The sequence below is a fragment of the Floridaenema flaviceps BLCC-F50 genome, assembly GCF_041929275.2.
In the GTDB taxonomy this organism is placed as follows: domain Bacteria; phylum Cyanobacteriota; class Cyanobacteriia; order Cyanobacteriales; family Aerosakkonemataceae; genus Floridanema; species Floridanema flaviceps.
Map to the genome: position 1 here is coordinate 967,399 of NZ_JBHFNR020000001.1, position 17,659 is coordinate 985,057.

The window sequence follows — 17,659 nt, forward strand, 5'->3', positions numbered from 1 at the left end:
ACGCTCCTCAACACGAACTTTTAGATTTTAGATTTTAGGTTTTAGATTTTACATTTAGCAATTTAGATTTTGCCTTAAAAGAACGTTAGGGGGTAGGGGGTAGGGGTTAGGGGGGCAGAGGGGCACAGGGGCAGAGGGGCAGAGGGGCACAGGGGCACAGGGGCACAGGGGCACAGGGGCAGGGGAGCCGGAGTTTTTCCCTACACCCTACACCCTACCCCCTAACCCCAAATCAAAACTTTCTTCCGTAAAGGTTGATTTTTGGATGGAAGCCATCTGGTAAAATCTTTGATGTTTCTACTACATTGATCAATGGGATCAGCTAGGGCACGAATTGCAATAGACGCGATGGGTGGGGATCATGCCCCCGCCGAAATAGTCGCTGGCGCACTTAGAGCAAGAGAAGAATTAGACGTAGAAGTTCTACTGGTAGGCGATTCTTCTCAAATTGAAGCGGCTCTAGGTCAACACGCAAACTCATTTCCGATCGAAATTGTGCCTTCAGAAGGCACGATCGAAATGCACGAAGAACCACTGAGCGGTATAAAACGCAAGCCGAAAGCTTCCATCAACGTCGCTATGGATTTGGTGAAGCAAAAACGGGCTGATGCAGTGGTTTCGGCTGGACACTCTGGCGCAGCAATGGCAGCTGCACTGTTGCGTCTGGGAAGGTTGAAAGGAATCGATCGACCAGCTATAGGCGCGGTTTTACCGACTATCCTGGCTGATAAGTCGGTGCTACTTCTGGATGTGGGGGCAAATGTCGATTGTCGTCCCAAATTCTTAGAACAGTTCGCTGTCATGGGATCGATTTACAGTCAGTACGTTCTAGGTGTGGCAGAACCGAAAGTCGGCTTACTCAATATCGGTGAAGAACCGGGTAAGGGTAACGATTTGGCAATTCGTACTCACCAAATGCTCGAACAGAATCAAAAAATCACTTTTGTGGGCAATGCGGAAGGTCGAGATATCCTTTCTGGTAACTTTGATGTGGTGGTTTGTGATGGCTTCGCTGGTAATGTCTTGCTCAAATTTGCTGAGGCGGTGGGCGAAGTGATGTTGCAAATCCTCAAGGAAGAATTGCCTCAAGGTTTGCATGGTTTATTGGGTACTGCTTTGCTTAAACCTAACCTACAACGGATTAAGCAGCGGGTAGATCATGCCGAACATGGTGGTGGTTTGCTTTTGGGTGTGGCTGGAATTTGTATTATTAGTCATGGATCGTCCCAAGCTCCTTCGATTTTTAATGCAATTCGGTTGGCTAAAGAAGCGATCGATCACCAAGTACTAGAAAGAATTTCATCCAACTATCACCAACCTGCTGCACCAGCGGCTGAGGTCGAGTAATAATGTTGCAGCAATTAGGAAAAGGCGTTGCCATCACCGGAAGTGGTGCCGCAACACCAACGGTTTCTTTCACTAATCACGATCTCAGTCAGATTGTCGATACGTCTGATGAATGGATTGCTACGCGCACAGGCATTCGGGAACGGCGTTTAGCTGTCCCCGGTCAAACTTTGTGTGAGTTGGCTACCCAAGCAGGCGAAAAGGCGATCGCAATGGCTGGGATCGCTCCTGAAGATATCGATTTGATTATTCTGGCGACTTCTACCGCAGACGATCTGTTTGGCACTGCTAGCCAAATTCAAGCGAAAATCGGCGCAACTAAAGCTGTGGCGTTCGATCTCACAGCTGCTTGTTCGGGTTTCGTCTTCGCCTTGGTGACAGGTGCCCAATTCATCCGTAACGGCGTTTATCGCAATGTGTTGTTAATCGGGGGAGATATCCTCTCTCGTTGGGTAGATTGGTCCGATCGTCGCACCTGTATATTATTTGGCGATGGTGCAGGGGCGGTAGTGATGCAGGCAACCGAGTCAGATAGTGAAGTGAGCGACCGCTTATTAGGTTTTGAAATCCGCAGTGATGGCACCCAAAATCATTATCTCAACCTGAGTTACAAAAGCGAAGCTAAAGAATTAGTCGCAGGAGTTTCGATTAATCAAGGCAATTTTCAACCAATCACCATGAACGGACAAGAAGTTTATCGCTTCGCCGTCAAACGAGTCCCAGAAGTCATCGAAAAAGCCCTGTTTCGCGCCAATTTAACAGTTGACCAAGTAGATTGGTTGATATTACATCAAGCTAATCAAAGAATACTTGATGCGGTAGCGCAACGGTTGAAAATTCCCCCCGAAAAAGTGATCAGTAACCTGGCTAATTATGGCAACACCTCTGCGGCATCAATTGCGATCGCCTTAGATGAAGCAGTCAGATGCGGCAAAATTAAAGCAGGAGATACGATCGCCACCGCAGGTTTTGGTGCAGGATTAACTTGGGGTGCCGCAATCTTTCAATGGGGTAAATAAGCTAAAAAAAGCTAATCAACCCAGGAGAAATACTATGACTTTCACTGTCCGGGATTTAGAAAAATTCCAAGCGCAACTCTCCCCAGAATACGAGGATTACCAACTAGAGTTGCACGAAGGAAACATTGTCATTATGGGGCCATCAGATATCGTTTCTAGTGAAATTGGAGTGCGATTAACCGCCTTTTTGTTTGCTTGGATTACACCAAAAAAACTAGGGCGATTATTTGACTCCAGTGGAGGATTTATCCTCCCAAATACCGACCTCAGAGCACCAGATGTTTCCTTCGTTTCGCGAGAAAGACTCAGAGAACCTGTAAGAGCTTTTGGCGAATTAGTACCTGATTTAGTAGTAGAAATAAAATCTCGTACCGAGAGAATCAAAAAACTAAAAGACCAAATTCAAATGTTTTTAGAAATGGGAGCAAGAGTTGGAATATTAATCGACCCCGATGAACAAACAGTAACAATTTATCGTTCTGGGAGTGAAGCAACCGTTTTAAATAATCAGCAAAATCTAACCATTCCAGAATTATTTCCTGGCTGGGAATTGCCCATAAATGAATTATGGCCTCCCGTATTCGATTAAAATATTTAATGCTTTTTTTGGTTCATTTTGTTGATAATTAACAAGTGACCAATGTCCAATGACCAATGACCAATAACAAACAAACAATGACAAAAACTGCATGGGTGTTTCCCGGACAAGGTTCACAAAAAATTGGTATGGGAGGAGATTTAGTAGAGTTTCCTCATGCCAAAAATAAATTTTCCCAAGCCGAACAAATTTTAGGTTGGTCAGTTTTAGAAATTTGCCAAAGTCAAGAAGATAAAGTTTCACACACTCTTTACACCCAACCTTGCTTATATGTAATAGAAAGCATTTTAGCTGAACTAATGCAAGAAAAAGGACAGCAACCAAACTTAGTTGCTGGACATAGTTTAGGCGAATATGTAGCCCTTCATGTCGCTGGAGTTTTTGACTTTGAAACAGGTTTGCGCTTAGTAAAAAAACGCGCCGAATTAATGGATAGCGCCGCTGGAGGAATGATGGCGGCATTAATCGGATTTGACGAAAAGCAGTTAACAGAAGTAATCGAAAAAACGCCAGATTTAGTATTAGCAAACGATAACAGTTCCGCCCAAGTAGTAATTTCTGGAACTCCCGAAGCAGTAGAAACTGCGTTATCTCAAATCAAAGCGAAAAAGGCTGTTAAATTAAATGTTTCCGGCGCTTTTCACTCACCATTAATGGCACCAGCAGCAGCAGAATTTCAAGAAGTTTTAGATGCTGTAACTTTTAACGATGCCCAAGTTCCGGTAATGTCAAATGTTGACCCGACACCAGCAACAGAAGCAGCTGTTTTAAAACAACGTCTTTCCCAACAAATGACAGGTTCAGTACGTTGGCGAGAAATTTGTTTAGCCTTACCGGAAGCAGGTGTAGAAAAAGTAGTAGAAATTGGCCCCGGAAAAGTTCTCACAGGTTTAATTAAACGCACCTGCCCTAATATAAACTTAGAAAATATCAGTAACGCAGCCGATTTACCAACCCAATAAACATTTCCTTTCAAAGTTTGTAGAGACGTTGTATACAAAGATTGTAGAGACGTTGTATACAAGGACATTGTATAAAAAGATTGTAGAGACGTTGTATACAACGTCTCTACAAGGGTTAGGTGGTAACGCACCTTTAATTTCTGGAGATGTCTAATAACCCCTGTAGCCCCCCTGCTCCCTTAACAATAAAGTTACGAAATTATGCCCAGAAACCGGGAACCGTTGGTTAGTTTGATGCTTTACCACGCCTTTAAATGGTCGGTGGTTAGCCCCATGTTACACCTCTATTTTCGGGGGAAAATTTATGGTGCCCAACAGGTGCCAAAAGAAGGGCCATTGTTAGTAGTAAGTAATCATGCGAGTAATTTTGACCCACCAATTGTTTCCTGTTCGGTGGGCCGTCCGGTAGCTTTTATGGCGAAAGAAGAGTTGTTTGCTGTGCCAGTTTTAGGTAAGGCGATTCGATTGTATGGTGCTTATCCGGTGAATCGCTTATCTGCCGATCGCAGCGCCATTCGTTCCGCATTACAATATCTAGAACAAGGTTGGGCTACGGGCGTATTTTTGCAGGGTACTCGCACCCCCGATGGTAAAATTACCGAACCAAAATTAGGCGCGGCTTTAATTGCGGCAAAAGCAAAAGCACCCTTATTGCCAGTCAGCTTGTGGGGTACAGAAAAAATCGAGCACAAAGGTTCGACCATTCCCCAAGTAGTACCTGTAACAGTACGAATAGGCGAAATAATCCAGCCTCCTAGTTCCAACAGTAAAGATGAATTGGAAGCAGTAACGCAAAAATGCACTACCGCAATCAATGCGCTACATGATTTGGGACGGTAACTTGGGGACTCTTGACTCTTGACTGGGGGGATGGGGGGACATGGGGACATGGGGACAAGGTGATAACTCAAAACTTTTTCTTTCACTCAAAACTCTCTCACTCAAAACTCAAAACTTCCCCCAGTCAAGAGTCCCCTTACACCAGGCAAAATTCTGTAGCTAGAAAGAGTTCCCTTTGAGAAATAGCAAGTTAGAATAAGCCATAATTAACTTTATTAGTCATAGGTCATTGATTATTAGACAAATGTCTTTATATTTTGACAAATGACAAATGACAAATGACAAATGACAAATCACTCAACCATTACTTTTAACAAATGCAAGATTTAAAAGCAGAATTAACAGCATCCGTAGATGAAGCAGAATGGCAATGGTTACTACCTCATGTTGCTCGTGATTCTTTGATTATTGTTACTCCTAAACTAAATTTAGTTGATGTGGGAGTTGCGATCGCAAATAATAACGTTCCTTTAGTCGAAAATTGGATTAACGAACAACTGATTTCTAAACCCTCCTTAAATCAGATGACACAATGGCAAGCTAACATGAGTAAAAGGTTTAATGCGCTAATAGTGCAGCCTTTTGTATTAATCCAAGAACAAAGCAGCAACTAAGCAAAATTATCCTTAAACATATAGGGATTCCTTCAAAAACCTTAACTGCTCTGCCTTGCTCCCCTGCTCCCCTTTGGGCATCTAACTTCAAAGAATATGAGTGAATCACCTCCACATAATTTCTGGGAGCGACTTAATAACTTAGTTTTAGTTCGCTTTTTATTAATATTTGCTTCCGGTTGGGCTTTAGTACAATGTTTAGCATACTTTGAAACCATCATTGTCATTTTTAGTTTAGCAGCAGTCCTCGCCTTTCTCCTCAGCTACCCTGTAAACTGGCTGAAGCGTTTCCTACCTCATGGATTAGCCGTTAGCTTAGTTTTCTTGTCAAGTTTAGTAATTTTTGGCTGGTTTACTGTTACTGTCGGATTAGCAATTGTTTCTCAAGGGCAACAACTTCTTGATACTTTACCTGATTTTGTTAATTCCTTTACTCCTTTAGTAGCACAATTAGAAAATTATCTGCGTTCTCGACACTTACAAGTTGATTTTAGTACGCTGGAAAAATCGTTGCGAGATCAACTACCCACTTTTATTAATGCTAGTTTTACTACTTCCCAAATAGTCTTAGATTACTTGGTAAAATTGGTTTTAATTGAAGTTGTGGCTTTTTTCATGCTGTTGGATGGCGAACAACTTTGGTCTTTTGTTGTCCGCGTCATTCCCAAGCATTCAAGGAAAAGGTTCACACTTATAGTTAAACGTAATTTTGTTGGATTTTTTCGGGGACAACTGCTGTTAAGTTTATTCTTTACTATAGCTGCTTTTATTGTGTTTTTAGCTCTGCAAGTGCCATTAGCTTTAATCTTAGGGGTAATTCTAGGATTGTTTCAGTTAATTCCCGGAATAGGAGCTACTTTAGGGATTAGTTTAGTCTGTTTAATTTTATTACCTAAAAGTGTTGGTTTAGCATTTAATGTTCTCATAGCTTCCATTATTCTTCAGCAAATTAAGGATAATCTATTAGCACCCCGCATTATGCAAAATTCGCTAAATATTAACCCTGTAATTGGCTTTTTTGCTTTATTAGTTGGTTATCGCATAGCTGGGTTACTGGGAATTTTCCTGGCAACTCCTATTGCGGGAGTATTTCTTAGTTGGTTTGGCATTGAGAACAAAAAAAGAATCAATTGGGATTGAATTAAGAGTGTAAATGAGGGAAATATCGGCTGAGATTTTTACCTGTACTACCAGTAATTACCCATAGTATCGATCGAGCTCCATCGCGGATTGCTTTTTCAATTGGTTCGGGAGATTTTTGAGAGGGAACTGCAACAGATTTAAACACAATTCCCCGACTTCCTAAAACTACTTCACCGATAACTTGAGCACGACGAATATGATAATCAGAGGTAATTAAATAAACGCTGGTAATACCTCTAGCTTTTAATTCATCGGCTAAGGTTGTAAAATTTGTCACTGTATCTACTGCTCGATCGTCAAAGTGAATTTTTTCGGAGTTAATTCCCGCTTTAATAAAAATCTTTCTGACGTAATTATTGTATTTTCCCGAACCGCCCGAAGAAATCCAAATCTCTAAATTTTGTAAATTTGGTTGTTGGCTGACAAATGTGGCAGTAAATTTTTCGCGTTCCAAAGCAGATGTTGAACCACCTAACATTAAAACTGCTTGGGGTGTTTCTAAACCTCTAATTTGCTTATAGCCAAACCACAACAATAAAGGTGAAATTAACATCAGTAACTTTAAGCTACTGCTGAATTTACGAGGAGATTTATCTCGTAACCTTTTTCTGCGCTTGCTGGGTTGAATCTTTAGAACCATGAATCGATCGAATAATCCACTAAATTTTCGCAATCACGCAGCAGATGATACCCCACTCAAGGTTTAGCTTCAACCCCAGACGCAATCTGCTGGAAAAATTATGATTCGAGAGTATCAGATGGAGGGACGCTTCCTAGATACCCGACTTCTTCAAGAAGTCGGGTATCTAAATCTATAAAATCTAAAATCGATTAACGGGACTGATGGGATTTGAACCCATGACCTAGCGCTTCAGATTTGTATGAGTTTCCCCACTCTCTGGACTATACCTTCACCATCAGCTAAAAGCTATTAGGTGGTGGCCGTCTCGTCTCTACACCTTCCTGACTCGAACCTCTTTTTTATAGTTTGTCGGAGGAAGTCAGGCTTGGCTCGGTATTGCCATGAAGTGTAAGAAGATTAAACAATTCGATAAGCTTCTTTTCAACTTTTTAGGTTTCACCGACTTTGACCACATTCACACATAGAGTTTCCTGCTATGGTGCCCGATATTTCAGGAGGCGCTCGCTCTATCCAGCTGAGCCACAGCCCCAAACACAAAGCCATGATAGCAAATTAATCGGACTTACGCAGTGAAACCTGGAACCTAGATCCCCCCTAGCCCCCCTTACTAAGGCAGGGCTAATTCATGGTCATCAAAGAAAATTAAACGGATGGGGGGACAAGGGGACAAGGGGACAAGGGGACAAGATGATTTTTCCTTTATTTGCATTATCTCTCCTTCAAAAATCAATTTCTCTGTTTACAATGAATTAGCCCTGCCTTACTAAGGGGGGAATTTCAGAGAGCCCCCTTAGTAAGGGGGTTGGGGAATCTGAGTTAATCGGATTTAGATAGCCAGGGTTGTTCCCAAGGACTGCCGCCAATTTCTAATCCACAAAGGGAACTGGTAGCTTTCAGGATAGTTTGGGATTTCTCGCGCAATTCTAAGGTGAGATTTCCTAGCATGGTATCTCGACAAACAAATTGCATTCCGTCACGAGTGGGAGCACGTAAAGGTGTTCCGGGTAAGTCAGTAGTTCCTAACAATTCCACTTCGTATTGGGAGTTTTTGGCTTGCATAAGCCATTTTCCCCAAGGTTCAATTTGCCAAGTGACTTGGGAGTTCCAGGGAACGAATTCATAAAATTTGCCTTGGTAATGAATTCCTACCATTGCGACTGACTCCATCCACCAGAGAACGCCGCGTCTACCACCGCCAGCAGTTAAGGCGAGGTCTGGTTCGCCGTCAAAGCAATTACAATTTAGCCAAAACCATCTTTGGGGAAATGCGCCACCCCAGTTTTTTTCGGCGTATGCTGGCGCGTTGGTGAATTCGTAGCGTTTGCCATTCCACTCTATCCAACCTGTGGCTAAACCATGCGCCATTAATATTTGCCATCCGGGTTCAAATATTTGCAGGAAGGAGAAGAAGCCAGCGGTTGATTGTTGCGGTTGTCCGGGGTTTCCCCAACCGTAAACGGGTTGGATCTCGTATTGCCAACGCGCTGTGTGACCTGTGCCGGGGTCGTGAAGGCTTCCTTGATGGAATTTTGCTGTTCCTTGGTATCCTTGCTGGATGTGGCTTGTAAACTCTTCTGGTGGGAGGTAGCGGGGTTTTAAGAGATCCCCCTCTTGTCCCCCTTGAAAAGGTTTTAAGAGATCCCCCTCCCGTCCCCCTTGCCAAGGGGGAAGCCATTCGGTTTTTCCCCAATGTCCTAATCCTAAGCTGTCTCGCCATGCCCAAAATTTTTTCATGTCGGGGAAACTGCGGCATATATACTCATCATTTGGGCCGAGTATTTGGGCACTGCCTCCACTGTGGAGTTTACCGCCCTTCGGATCTTCGATCGAATACATGAAGGCGAATGTTTGGCGATGTTCGGGTAGGGTAACTCGATAGTACCAACCTTCAAAAAAACGCCGATCGCTTCCGTCCCAATGATAGCCACTGTGGGGTGTTTGTAAAGTTTTGAGTTGATGGGGAAGTTTGAACATAAGCTTTAGCAGCTACTCAGAACATAATTAAGGAATGGGAATAGGAATTAGGAAGAAATTAATTAAGGGATGAATCTACTCAGTCCTCAATCATTATTACTTAGTTTTCAATATGAGTTATTGTCTTAATCCTCAGTGCCAGCAGTTACTCAATGCTGATGGCGCAAAGTTTTGTCTTTCCTGTGGTTCAAGGTTGTTTTTGGGCGATCGCTATCGGGCGATAAAACCCTTGAGTCAGGGTGGTTTTGGCAGAACTTTCCTGGCTGTAGATGAGTTTAAGCCTTCTCGACCTCCCTGTGTGATTAAACAGTTTTTTCCGCAATGTCAAAATGGGGAGACTGCTAGGAAAGCGGCGGAAATGTTTCGCAATGAAGCTATTAGCTTGGAACAGTTGGGTAATCATCCTCAAATAGCCGAATTGTTGGCATATTTTGACCAAGAGCGGCAGCAGTATTTGGTAGAAGAGTTTATTGAGGGGAAAAACCTCGATCGAGAATTGGCCGAAAATGGGGCTTTTAATGAAACGCAAATTCGACAATTATTAAATGATTTGTTGTTGGTGTTGCGGTTTGTTCACGAGCGCAAGATAATTCACCGAGATATTAAACCCGCTAATATTATCCGTCGCAGTAGCGATCGGCAATTAGTTTTGGTCGATTTTGGTGCGGCTAAATTAACTTCTGGATTGGCTTTAGAATTGACTGGAACGGTAATTGGTAGTGCGGGTTATACTGCGCCGGAACAACTTTTGGGTAAGGCAGTTTTCCCCAGCGATTTATACAGTTTAGGTGTTACTTGCATTCATTTACTGACACAATTTCACCCTATTAATTTATATGATACTAGAGAAGCGGTTTGGGTTTGGCGGAAATATCTTAAACATCCCATTAGCGATGAGTTAAGTGGAATTTTAGATAAGTTATTGGAAACTGCGACGGCAAAACGTTATCCCTGTGTGGAAGAAGTTCTAAACGATTTAAATTTGCATTTGTTTGAAGCAAATACGACTATAGATCCAGTTGTTGTTTCACCATCGATATCTCAGCCTTTAAATCAAAAATGGAAATATATTGGCACTATCTTTGGGCATTCTACAAGGGTGCTTTCTTTGGCGTTTAGTCCTGATGGGAAAACTCTGGCTAGTAGCAGCGAAAATGGCACAATTAAGCGGTGGTCTTTTGATGCTGAAAAAATTCAACCTGGTTCTATATCTCTGACATCTCAGAGTTTTTATGGAGGTGCGGGTGCGATTAATACGATCGCTTTCACCCCCGATGGAAAATTTCTGGTAAGTGGCGATCGCGACGGTAGAATTGAATATTTGCATTTGGAAAGTGGAGAAATTAAACATAGTTTTATTGGACATTCAGGGTCAATTAAAGCGATCGCTATTAGTAGTGATGGCTATTTTATTGCTAGTTCGGGTGAGGGTAAGAATATTAAAATTTGGCGATTTGACAATCAAGAGTTAGTTTATAAATTCGAGGAAAAGGGTAAGGTTAATGCGATCGCTTTCTGTCCAAATCATCATATAATTGCCAGTGGTGGAGAAACCCAAAATATTAAATTATGGAGTTTAAGGACTGGAAAGTTAATTAAAAGTTTTGAATGGCCTTCTGGTTGGGTTTACGATCTTGCTTTCAGTCCAGATGGTAAGATTTTAGCTGTTGGCGGTTATGGTAGAACTATTCAGTTTTGGAATTGGGGAGCCGAAGAATTAGTTAATAGTTTGATTAGTAATTTGTATTCGGTGCGATCGCTTTGTTTTAGCCCCGATGGACAAATGATTGCTAGCGGTGGAGAAGACACTACAATTAAGATTTGGTGTTGGCAAAGTGAGAAATTAATTGCTTCTTTTCCCCATCATTTACAGTTAGTTTCATCTTTGGCTTTTAGTCCTGATGGTAAGTTTTTGGTTAGCGGTTCTCATGATAAGAGTATTAAGTTTTGGCAAGGGGTTTGATGGGGGTTGGGCGATCGATTTTTTTGAACCGCAAAGGACGCATTAGGCGAAGCCTTCCCGAAGGGTAAGACGCGAAAGAAGAAAGCGAAGGGATGATCTTGCACCAGTCCCAAAATCCGCCTGGGACTCAAGTCCCAGGCTCATAGCGAAAGTCCTCTAAAGAGGACTAAAATATTTGAAATTCTTATGCTTTTAGTCCACTTTAGTGGAGTTAAGCTATTAGCCTGCGAATTGATTCGCAGGCGGGCTAAAACGGCAGGTGCAAGATCTCATAATAATTCTTAGTATCAATTATTTTTGGAAAATCTCAAAATAAACAAGATTGGAGTTTACTATGACTAACTTTACCATGCCTGACCCAGAAAAAGTTAAACAAACCAGTGCCAAAGCTCGTCGTGCTATTCAAGAAATGGAAATAGCTGGTTTAGAACTGCAAGCAGTTATTAATATCTTAGAACAGCAAAGTCGGCAACAGCGTTTGGAAAGATTAAAATTAACGTTGAAAAACGATGTTTGAGGAATTTTGGGGTTGAGTGCGATCGAACTGTTACATCCAACAAACTCAAGGGAATACTAACTATAGACTGAGTTAATCTACCTCCCATTATGAGTTATTGCCTTAACCCCGAAAACACAAATCTTTCTCAAACCTGGGAATGTGTAAAAACCTTAAATCATGCCAATTGGGTTTTTGCAGTTGCTATCAGTCCCAATGGTGAAATTTTCGCTAGTGCTAGTAGAGATAAAAGTGTAAAAATTTGGCATCTTGATACAGGGAAATTATTACACACATTAGATGGTCATGCCGCATGGGTGAGGTGTCTTGCTTTCAGCCCAAATGGTCAAACTCTTGTGAGTGGGAGTGATGACAGTACTATTAAAATTTGGCAAGTCAATACAGGCAAATTACTGAAAAATTTTACCATAAACTCAGCCCCAGTTTGGTCTGTTGGTTTTAGTCCAGATGGGCAGAATATTATTACTGGTAGCAAGGATGGTATTATCAAAATTTTTCATTTAGAAATGGGGCAGATTTTACAAGTTATAAAAGGACATTCTGACTCTGTTTACTCTCTTGCTATTAGCCCTGATGGACAAAGTTTTGTTAGTGGAAGTTATGACAAAACCATAAAATTAGGTTCTCTAAAACGGGGAAAGTTTGAGAAAACTTTCACAGGTCATTCAAACTGGGTTACTTCCGTAGCTATTAGTCCAGACGGACAAATTCTTGCTAGTGCTTGTTACGATAAAACTATAAAATTATGGCAGGTAAGTACAGGTACAGAACTAGCCACTTTAAACAAACATCATAGTAATGTTTGGTCAGTATCTTTTCACCCTAATGGTCAAATTATAGCTAGTGGAAGTGCAGATCGCACTATTAAAATATGGCAGGTTGAAACAGGACAAAGAATTTCTACTCTTAGCGATCATTCTGATTGGGTTAATTCTGTTGCTTTTTGTCCTCAAGGAAATAGAATTGTTAGTGGTAGTAATGATATGACAGTCAAAATTTGGCGGTGTGATAGTGATGAAGCATGAAATTTCAGCGTTTACTTAGTCCTCAATAATTGAGGCTACGGAATCTGCACACACCCACCTATCTCGCCCTAATTTCTTGGCTTGATATAACGCTTTATCGGCTTCTTTAATCAAGTGCTGAACCGATCGCTCGTGAGTAGGAATTTGGCTGGCAATTCCTAAACTAATGGTGACGTATGGACGATCGATTGGCGTACCTTGATGAGGAATCTGTAACTCCTTGACAGCATCTCGGATTTGCTCGGCAATCTTGACTGCGCCAGCCCGATCGGTATTTGGTAAAATTACAGCAAATTCCTCTCCACCATAACGAGCTATAACATCTGTGAAACGCTTCACAACTGATTTAGCTGCACAGGCAATTTCCATCAGACATTTATCTCCAGATGGATGACCGTAGTAATCGTTATAAGCCTTAAAATAATCAACATCAAATAAAATCAGAGATAGATACTCTGCTGTGCGCGTCAGTCTTTGCCACTCATTTTCTATGGTCCGATCGAAAAATCGACGATTCGAGATTTGAGTTAAGGAATCGATATTGCTCAACTCTTCTAATTTTTCATTAGCTAGTTTGAGTTCCTGAAGCGCCCGATCGAGTTGTTTAGTTTTAGATTGAGATTGTGCCAATAATTCTGCATGACTTAAGGCAACGCCGAACTGGGTAGCTAACTGTTTGATGAATGTAATTTCAGATGCTTGCCAAATCCGAGGATGACGGCATTGATGAACACATAAAAGTCCCCACAGTGTATCTCCTTTGATTAGAGGAACAACGATTTGAGCTTTAATTTGAAATTGTTCCAGTACTTCTAGATGGCAATCCTTTAATCCAACCTGATAGATATCTGATATCGCCTGTACCCGTCCCTGATGATATTGGGCTGAAAATTGGTTTCCAAAGCAATGGTCATTTACTTTAACTGCGATCGCAGAATCATATTCCGGCAATACATTCTCAGCCACAAATTCACCAGATTTGTAGTGTGAGTCAATATTAAATTGAAAAATACCAACGCGATCGGTATGCAAGGCTTTGCGAACTTCACGAGTTGTTGTTTTGAATAAAGTTTTGAGATCGAGCGACTCACGAATTTGGGCAATTATATTAGATAAAATCTCTTGTTGCTCATTAGCTAACCTTAATTCCTCGGCTTTTCGCTCAGTTTGCGCCATCAGTTCCGCTTGCTTCACCGCAAACCCAAGTTGATTTGCCACTTGCGATAAAAACTGAATTTCTTGATGTTGCCATTCATGAGTTTGGGAATGTTGATAAGCAGCTAAAACTCCCCACAACTTTTGCCCAATAAAAATCGGAACTGTGGCGTATGCACGAATATGAAATTGCTCTAAAATGTCTAGATGGCATTGCGATAAACCTGCCTTATAAACATCAGCAACCGTTAAGCACTCATTGTTGCGATATCGTCCTCCCTGATGCTCTTGCAGATATGAATCATTCCAGACGGTGTTTTCTTCAAATCTGCCAAAATCCCAACCAGGTTCAGCAAATTCAAAATTACTAACAAACTTACCCCCCCAGTCATCTGAAAATCGATAGACTGCTATCCGCTCAACTCGAAGCAGTTTACAAGTTTCTTTTGTCGTAGTGCGAAAAATGATATCCAGGTCAAGAGATGCCCGAATTTTACTAATCACTCGGTACAGTGCTTTTTGTTGTTCGTCGATCGCCTGAAGTTCCAGGTGCCTATTCTGTAATTGCCCTTCTAATTGACTGATAGATTGGATACCAACTATTCGGCAGATCAAATCTACAAATTTTTTTCTCACTGCATTTAACCGAGCGTAAATCTACGAATTTTTTTATTGCTGGATGTAATAGATACAACATCATAACCCATCATAACTAAGAAATGCTTAATATCACAATTCTTAATATAAGGTTGCCATAATAACAATGCTCCACGCTCTCTAAATAAATTAGTCTATCTGCGATCGGCTTTATAATGACAACTGTCAACTAACTAATAACCTATGAAAAGTATTATGACGACTATCCAAATTCCCAGTCCACCAAATTTTATTGACCCTAGAACCAGAGGATAAACTAATGAGAGAAATTCAATGCAATACTTGTGGTAGTCATCAGTATGAAGAACGCCGAATTAACTATCTTTACAGTCATCAAGGCAAATATTTATTAGTTCCTAATACTCCAGTAGAAATTTGTATTGATTGCGGAATGGTTTATTATGATGCAGCAGTTCTTAAAGAAATCGAGCGACATTTTTTCGCTATTCATCAGCAGAATGAAGAACCTGATGCTTACATTCAAATGCCAACAAAAAGTTACACCAATTAGGGATCATACAGAATTTTTAAACGGTTACGCACCAGAAGACGAAGGGCTTTATGATGATTATCCATTACATATAGATATCTCCAAAAACTCTTGTGGGGTAGGCATCCTGCCTGCCGAAAGAGATTCTTTGTTGGAGAGGTCTAATAAAAAATTAGGGTGGGAATTACCCACCCATGATTAATTATTCAGCAGAACCAGCAGTACTTGCTACTTTAGCGGGTTCTTGAGCTTGCAAAGGTTCTGGGGTTGAAGTTTGCACTGACTCTTCAGAAAACTTAGTCCATTCTGTGTGGAAGAAGCCATCTTTATCGACTCTTTCGTAAGTGTGTGCGCCGAAATAGTCGCGTTGTGCTTGAGTGAGGTTTTGCGGTAGACGATCGCGCCGATAGCTGTCAAAATAATCCAAAGAAGCACTAAACGCCGGAACCGGAATTCCTAACAGCGCCGCCTGAGACAACACTTCCCGCCACGCACCTTGACGATCCAAAATTGTCTGTTTAAACTCAGGAGCTAACAGCAAATTCGGTAACTCTGGATTTTCCTTGAAAGCTGACTTAATCTTATTCAAAAATCCAGCCCGAATAATACAGCCACCTTTCCAAATTCGCGAAATTTCACTCAAATTCAGATTATAGGAATAAGCTTTAGATGCCGAACTCAAAAGCGCCATACCTTGAGCATAAGAGCAGATTTTTGAGCAGTAAAGCGCATCCCTAATTTGCGTTACAAAAGTGCTAACATCACCCGTATATTTTGCAGTTGGACCAGTCAAAACTTGCGAAGCAGCAACTCTTTCCGCCTTGTAAGATGACATAATCCGGGCATTTACTGCCGCCGTAATTGTGGGAATACAAACACCCAATTCTAAAGCACTTTGAACAGTCCAGCGTCCCGTTCCCTTTTGCCCCGCCGCATCCAAAATCATTTCCACCAAAGGTTGTTTCGTGTCTGGGTCAATGTATTTGAAAATATCAGCAGTAATCTCAATTAAATAAGAATTGAGTTCGTCAGTAGTGTTCCATTCGGTAAATACTTCATGCAGCTGTTTATCATTCAAACCCGCAGCATTTTTGAGTAGGTCATAAGCTTCAGCAATTAGCTGCATATCACCATACTCAATGCCATTGTGAACCATTTTTACATAGTGACCAGCACCGCCGGGGCCGATATAAGTTACACAAGCACCATCATCAACTTGTGCCGCAATTTTGGTAAAAATTGGCTCAAGATATTCATAAGAACTAGTGGTTCCACCAGGCATTAAACTTGGGCCATTTAACGCCCCTTCTTCACCACCACTAACACCCATACCGATAAAACGGAAACCTTCTGGTTCTAACTCACGGGTGCGACGTGCAGTATCGTCATATAAAGAGTTACCACCGTCGATGATGATATCGCCTTCCTCTAAGAAAGGTTTCAATTCTTGAATTACTGCATCCACAGGCGCACCAGCTTTCACCATAATCAAGATTTTGCGGGGACGTTCTAAGGACGCAACGAAATCTTTAATGGTGTAAGTTGCTACGGCATTTTTGCCTTGGGCGCGTGTCTGCATGAAAGCATCTGTTTTTTCTGCGGTGCGGTTATACACAGAAATGGGAAAACCATTACGTTCTACGTTTAAAGCTAGGTTTTCACCCATTACTGCTAAACCGATTACACCAAAACTCTGTAGTGCCATAGGACTTTTTACTTAATACTGCTGTTGTTACGAAAGTTGTCTCCTTCAGGTTAGCGGTAACTTTCTGTGTTGTCCTGGAAGAAGAAATTAAGACTGCGATCGAAAAGGTAAAATTAGCGGGTATAAGCCGTTTAACTAGATGGGAGTTTTATGCTCGCATACATCTTGGCATTAGTCGTCGGTACAGGTAGCCTTGCTATTTACCTTGCCGCATTTTTCCTACCAGAAATCCACCGTAAGAGCGATTTTTATTGGAGTGGAGTCGGGTTGTTTTATGCTTTAGTTTTGTGGATTTGTGCTGGCAGAATTACAGGTGGCGTTCTGTTAGGACAAGTTGCTAGCGTTGCCTTATTAGGTTGGTTTGGTTGGCAAACCCTGACATTACGCAGAGAACTTACTCCCAAATGGCAACAAACCGAGTTACCCAGCACAGAGGAAGCAACCGAAAAAGTGTTATCTGAGGCAAAAAACCTCAGCGAAAACCTTAAATCTCAAGCTTCCAAGGTATCCTTACCGCAAGGAGTTTCCCAACTACCCCAAAAACTCTTAGGCTTATTCAATAGCGGAAAACCGAAAACCGCAAAACCGCCCAAAGTTAAACCAACTGTTACTCCTCCCGCTGCAAGTTCCGCAAAAACAGTAGCAACTCCTCCTACTGCTGAGGTGACAATCACCGAAATTACCCCAGACAACCCACAACCGGAACTTGATGTCACACTAAATGTAGATACAACTTCCAGCGAAACACCGGAACTAGTTCGCCCCAACCCTCCAGACCCTAAACTGGTAGAAGAAGCTGTGGAAGATGCAGAAGAGAAAAATCTGCCTAGTTCACCCCCAAGTCCCTTTGACAAGATTGAAAAGTCGGGGAGTTGAGGGTTCCAAGGGCAGAGGGGCAGAGGGGCAGAGGGGCAGAGGGGCAGAGGGGCAGAGGAGATAAATAATTTGCCTTTTGACCTTTACCCTTTTCCCAATGACAACTCACCAATGACTTTTCCCCAATTTTG

General features: G+C 41.8%; 17 protein-coding genes. 13 read left to right on the forward strand and 4 right to left on the reverse strand.

All coding sequences use genetic code 11. The features are described from left to right. Positions 1-312: 312 nt before the first annotated feature. From plsX to ACE1CI_RS04715, 7 genes are all read left to right on the forward strand, one after another. Positions 313-1,347 carry a phosphate acyltransferase PlsX gene (gene plsX, locus ACE1CI_RS04685; RefSeq protein ID WP_413267902.1) on the forward strand — a complete coding sequence of 345 codons (1,035 nt, stop codon included), beginning with the start codon at positions 313-315 and terminating at the stop codon, positions 1,345-1,347. A gap of 2 nt (positions 1,348-1,349) precedes the next feature. Then, positions 1,350-2,366: a beta-ketoacyl-ACP synthase 3 gene (locus ACE1CI_RS04690; protein ID WP_413267903.1), complete on the forward strand. Its 1,017-nt coding sequence runs from the start codon at positions 1,350-1,352 to the stop codon at positions 2,364-2,366. A 34-nt stretch (positions 2,367-2,400) separates the two neighbouring features. Beyond that, positions 2,401-2,955: a Uma2 family endonuclease gene (locus ACE1CI_RS04695; RefSeq protein ID WP_413267904.1), complete on the forward strand. Its 555-nt coding sequence runs from the start codon at positions 2,401-2,403 to the stop codon at positions 2,953-2,955. Between the two features lie 86 nt (positions 2,956-3,041). Further along, complete coding sequence (gene fabD, locus ACE1CI_RS04700) at positions 3,042-3,926, forward strand: ACP S-malonyltransferase (RefSeq protein ID WP_413267905.1); 885 nt, start codon at positions 3,042-3,044, stop codon at positions 3,924-3,926. Between the two features lie 201 nt (positions 3,927-4,127). Further along, the gene (locus tag ACE1CI_RS04705; RefSeq protein WP_496615236.1) at positions 4,128-4,766 is read left to right on the forward strand and encodes a 1-acylglycerol-3-phosphate O-acyltransferase; all 639 of its coding nucleotides are present in this window, start codon (positions 4,128-4,130) and stop codon (positions 4,764-4,766) included. A gap of 317 nt (positions 4,767-5,083) precedes the next feature. Further along, positions 5,084-5,380 carry a DUF2288 domain-containing protein gene (locus tag ACE1CI_RS04710; RefSeq protein WP_413267907.1) on the forward strand — a complete coding sequence of 99 codons (297 nt, stop codon included), beginning with the start codon at positions 5,084-5,086 and terminating at the stop codon, positions 5,378-5,380. A gap of 96 nt (positions 5,381-5,476) precedes the next feature. After that, the gene (locus tag ACE1CI_RS04715; protein WP_413267908.1) at positions 5,477-6,520 is read left to right on the forward strand and encodes an AI-2E family transporter; all 1,044 of its coding nucleotides are present in this window, start codon (positions 5,477-5,479) and stop codon (positions 6,518-6,520) included. A 1-nt stretch (position 6,521) separates the two neighbouring features. On the opposite strand, the gene ACE1CI_RS04720 is transcribed toward ACE1CI_RS04715, so the two are convergent. Together ACE1CI_RS04720 and ACE1CI_RS04725 are read right to left on the reverse strand one after the other, a co-directional pair. Next, positions 6,522-7,076 carry an ElyC/SanA/YdcF family protein gene (locus tag ACE1CI_RS04720; protein WP_496615237.1) on the reverse strand — a complete coding sequence of 185 codons (555 nt, stop codon included), beginning with the start codon at positions 7,074-7,076 and terminating at the stop codon, positions 6,522-6,524. A 906-nt stretch (positions 7,077-7,982) separates the two neighbouring features. Beyond that, positions 7,983-9,140: a tocopherol cyclase family protein gene (locus ACE1CI_RS04725; protein WP_413267910.1), complete on the reverse strand. Its 1,158-nt coding sequence runs from the start codon at positions 9,138-9,140 to the stop codon at positions 7,983-7,985. 112 nt (positions 9,141-9,252) lie between these two features. Between ACE1CI_RS04725 and ACE1CI_RS04730 the strand changes: the two genes are divergently transcribed. The 3 genes from ACE1CI_RS04730 (at position 9,253) to ACE1CI_RS04740 (ending at position 12,645) form a co-directional block, all read left to right on the forward strand. Continuing rightward, positions 9,253-11,103, forward strand: coding sequence for a protein kinase domain-containing protein (locus tag ACE1CI_RS04730; RefSeq protein ID WP_413267911.1), 1,851 nt, complete (start codon positions 9,253-9,255; stop codon positions 11,101-11,103). Positions 11,104-11,437: 334 nt separating this feature from the next. Next, positions 11,438-11,620, forward strand: a complete 183-nt coding sequence (locus ACE1CI_RS04735) for a hypothetical protein (RefSeq protein ID WP_413267912.1) — start codon at positions 11,438-11,440, stop codon at positions 11,618-11,620. An 89-nt stretch (positions 11,621-11,709) separates the two neighbouring features. Beyond that, positions 11,710-12,645: a WD40 repeat domain-containing protein gene (locus tag ACE1CI_RS04740; protein WP_413267913.1), complete on the forward strand. Its 936-nt coding sequence runs from the start codon at positions 11,710-11,712 to the stop codon at positions 12,643-12,645. 15 nt (positions 12,646-12,660) lie between these two features. Here the strand turns inward: ACE1CI_RS04740 and ACE1CI_RS04745 are convergent, their stop codons facing one another. Further along, a complete protein-coding gene (locus ACE1CI_RS04745; RefSeq protein ID WP_496615238.1) occupies positions 12,661-14,436 on the reverse strand; it encodes a diguanylate cyclase domain-containing protein in 1,776 nt (591 codons plus the stop codon). Positions 14,437-14,716: 280 nt separating this feature from the next. Here ACE1CI_RS04745 and ACE1CI_RS04750 point away from each other — a divergent pair, with 280 nt between their 5' ends. After that, a complete protein-coding gene (locus ACE1CI_RS04750) occupies positions 14,717-14,968 on the forward strand; it encodes a type II toxin-antitoxin system MqsA family antitoxin (RefSeq protein ID WP_413267915.1) in 252 nt (83 codons plus the stop codon). Then, positions 14,928-15,149 carry a hypothetical protein gene (locus tag ACE1CI_RS04755; protein WP_413267916.1) on the forward strand — a complete coding sequence of 74 codons (222 nt, stop codon included), beginning with the start codon at positions 14,928-14,930 and terminating at the stop codon, positions 15,147-15,149. Before ACE1CI_RS04750 ends, ACE1CI_RS04755 begins: the two co-directional genes overlap by 41 nt. Here the strand turns inward: ACE1CI_RS04755 and gnd are convergent, their stop codons facing one another. Continuing rightward, the gene (gnd, locus tag ACE1CI_RS04760) at positions 15,150-16,652 is read right to left on the reverse strand and encodes an NADP-dependent phosphogluconate dehydrogenase (protein ID WP_413267917.1); all 1,503 of its coding nucleotides are present in this window, start codon (positions 16,650-16,652) and stop codon (positions 15,150-15,152) included. Between the two features lie 150 nt (positions 16,653-16,802). Between gnd and ACE1CI_RS04765 the strand changes: the two genes are divergently transcribed. Further along, a complete protein-coding gene (locus ACE1CI_RS04765; RefSeq protein ID WP_413267918.1) occupies positions 16,803-17,528 on the forward strand; it encodes a Ycf66 family protein in 726 nt (241 codons plus the stop codon). The last annotated feature ends 131 nt before the right edge of the window (positions 17,529-17,659 follow it).

Coding starts and splice junctions, on each gene's coding strand:
- plsX (WP_413267902.1), top strand. CDS start 313: ATGGGATCAGCTAGGGCACGAATTGCAATAGACGCGATGGGTGGGGAT.
- ACE1CI_RS04735 (WP_413267912.1), top strand. CDS start 11,438: ATGACTAACTTTACCATGCCTGACCCAGAAAAAGTTAAACAAACCAGT.
- ACE1CI_RS04750 (WP_413267915.1), top strand. CDS start 14,717: ATGAGAGAAATTCAATGCAATACTTGTGGTAGTCATCAGTATGAAGAA.
- ACE1CI_RS04710 (WP_413267907.1), top strand. CDS start 5,084: ATGCAAGATTTAAAAGCAGAATTAACAGCATCCGTAGATGAAGCAGAA.
- gnd (WP_413267917.1), bottom strand. CDS start 16,652: ATGGCACTACAGAGTTTTGGTGTAATCGGTTTAGCAGTAATGGGTGAA.
- ACE1CI_RS04690 (WP_413267903.1), top strand. CDS start 1,350: ATGTTGCAGCAATTAGGAAAAGGCGTTGCCATCACCGGAAGTGGTGCC.
- ACE1CI_RS04695 (WP_413267904.1), top strand. CDS start 2,401: ATGACTTTCACTGTCCGGGATTTAGAAAAATTCCAAGCGCAACTCTCC.
- ACE1CI_RS04755 (WP_413267916.1), top strand. CDS start 14,928: ATGCTTACATTCAAATGCCAACAAAAAGTTACACCAATTAGGGATCAT.
- ACE1CI_RS04705 (WP_496615236.1), top strand. CDS start 4,128: ATGCCCAGAAACCGGGAACCGTTGGTTAGTTTGATGCTTTACCACGCC.
- ACE1CI_RS04740 (WP_413267913.1), top strand. CDS start 11,710: ATGAGTTATTGCCTTAACCCCGAAAACACAAATCTTTCTCAAACCTGG.
- ACE1CI_RS04725 (WP_413267910.1), bottom strand. CDS start 9,140: ATGTTCAAACTTCCCCATCAACTCAAAACTTTACAAACACCCCACAGT.
- ACE1CI_RS04715 (WP_413267908.1), top strand. CDS start 5,477: ATGAGTGAATCACCTCCACATAATTTCTGGGAGCGACTTAATAACTTA.
- fabD (WP_413267905.1), top strand. CDS start 3,042: ATGACAAAAACTGCATGGGTGTTTCCCGGACAAGGTTCACAAAAAATT.
- ACE1CI_RS04720 (WP_496615237.1), bottom strand. CDS start 7,076: ATGTTAATTTCACCTTTATTGTTGTGGTTTGGCTATAAGCAAATTAGA.
- ACE1CI_RS04730 (WP_413267911.1), top strand. CDS start 9,253: ATGAGTTATTGTCTTAATCCTCAGTGCCAGCAGTTACTCAATGCTGAT.
- ACE1CI_RS04765 (WP_413267918.1), top strand. CDS start 16,803: ATGCTCGCATACATCTTGGCATTAGTCGTCGGTACAGGTAGCCTTGCT.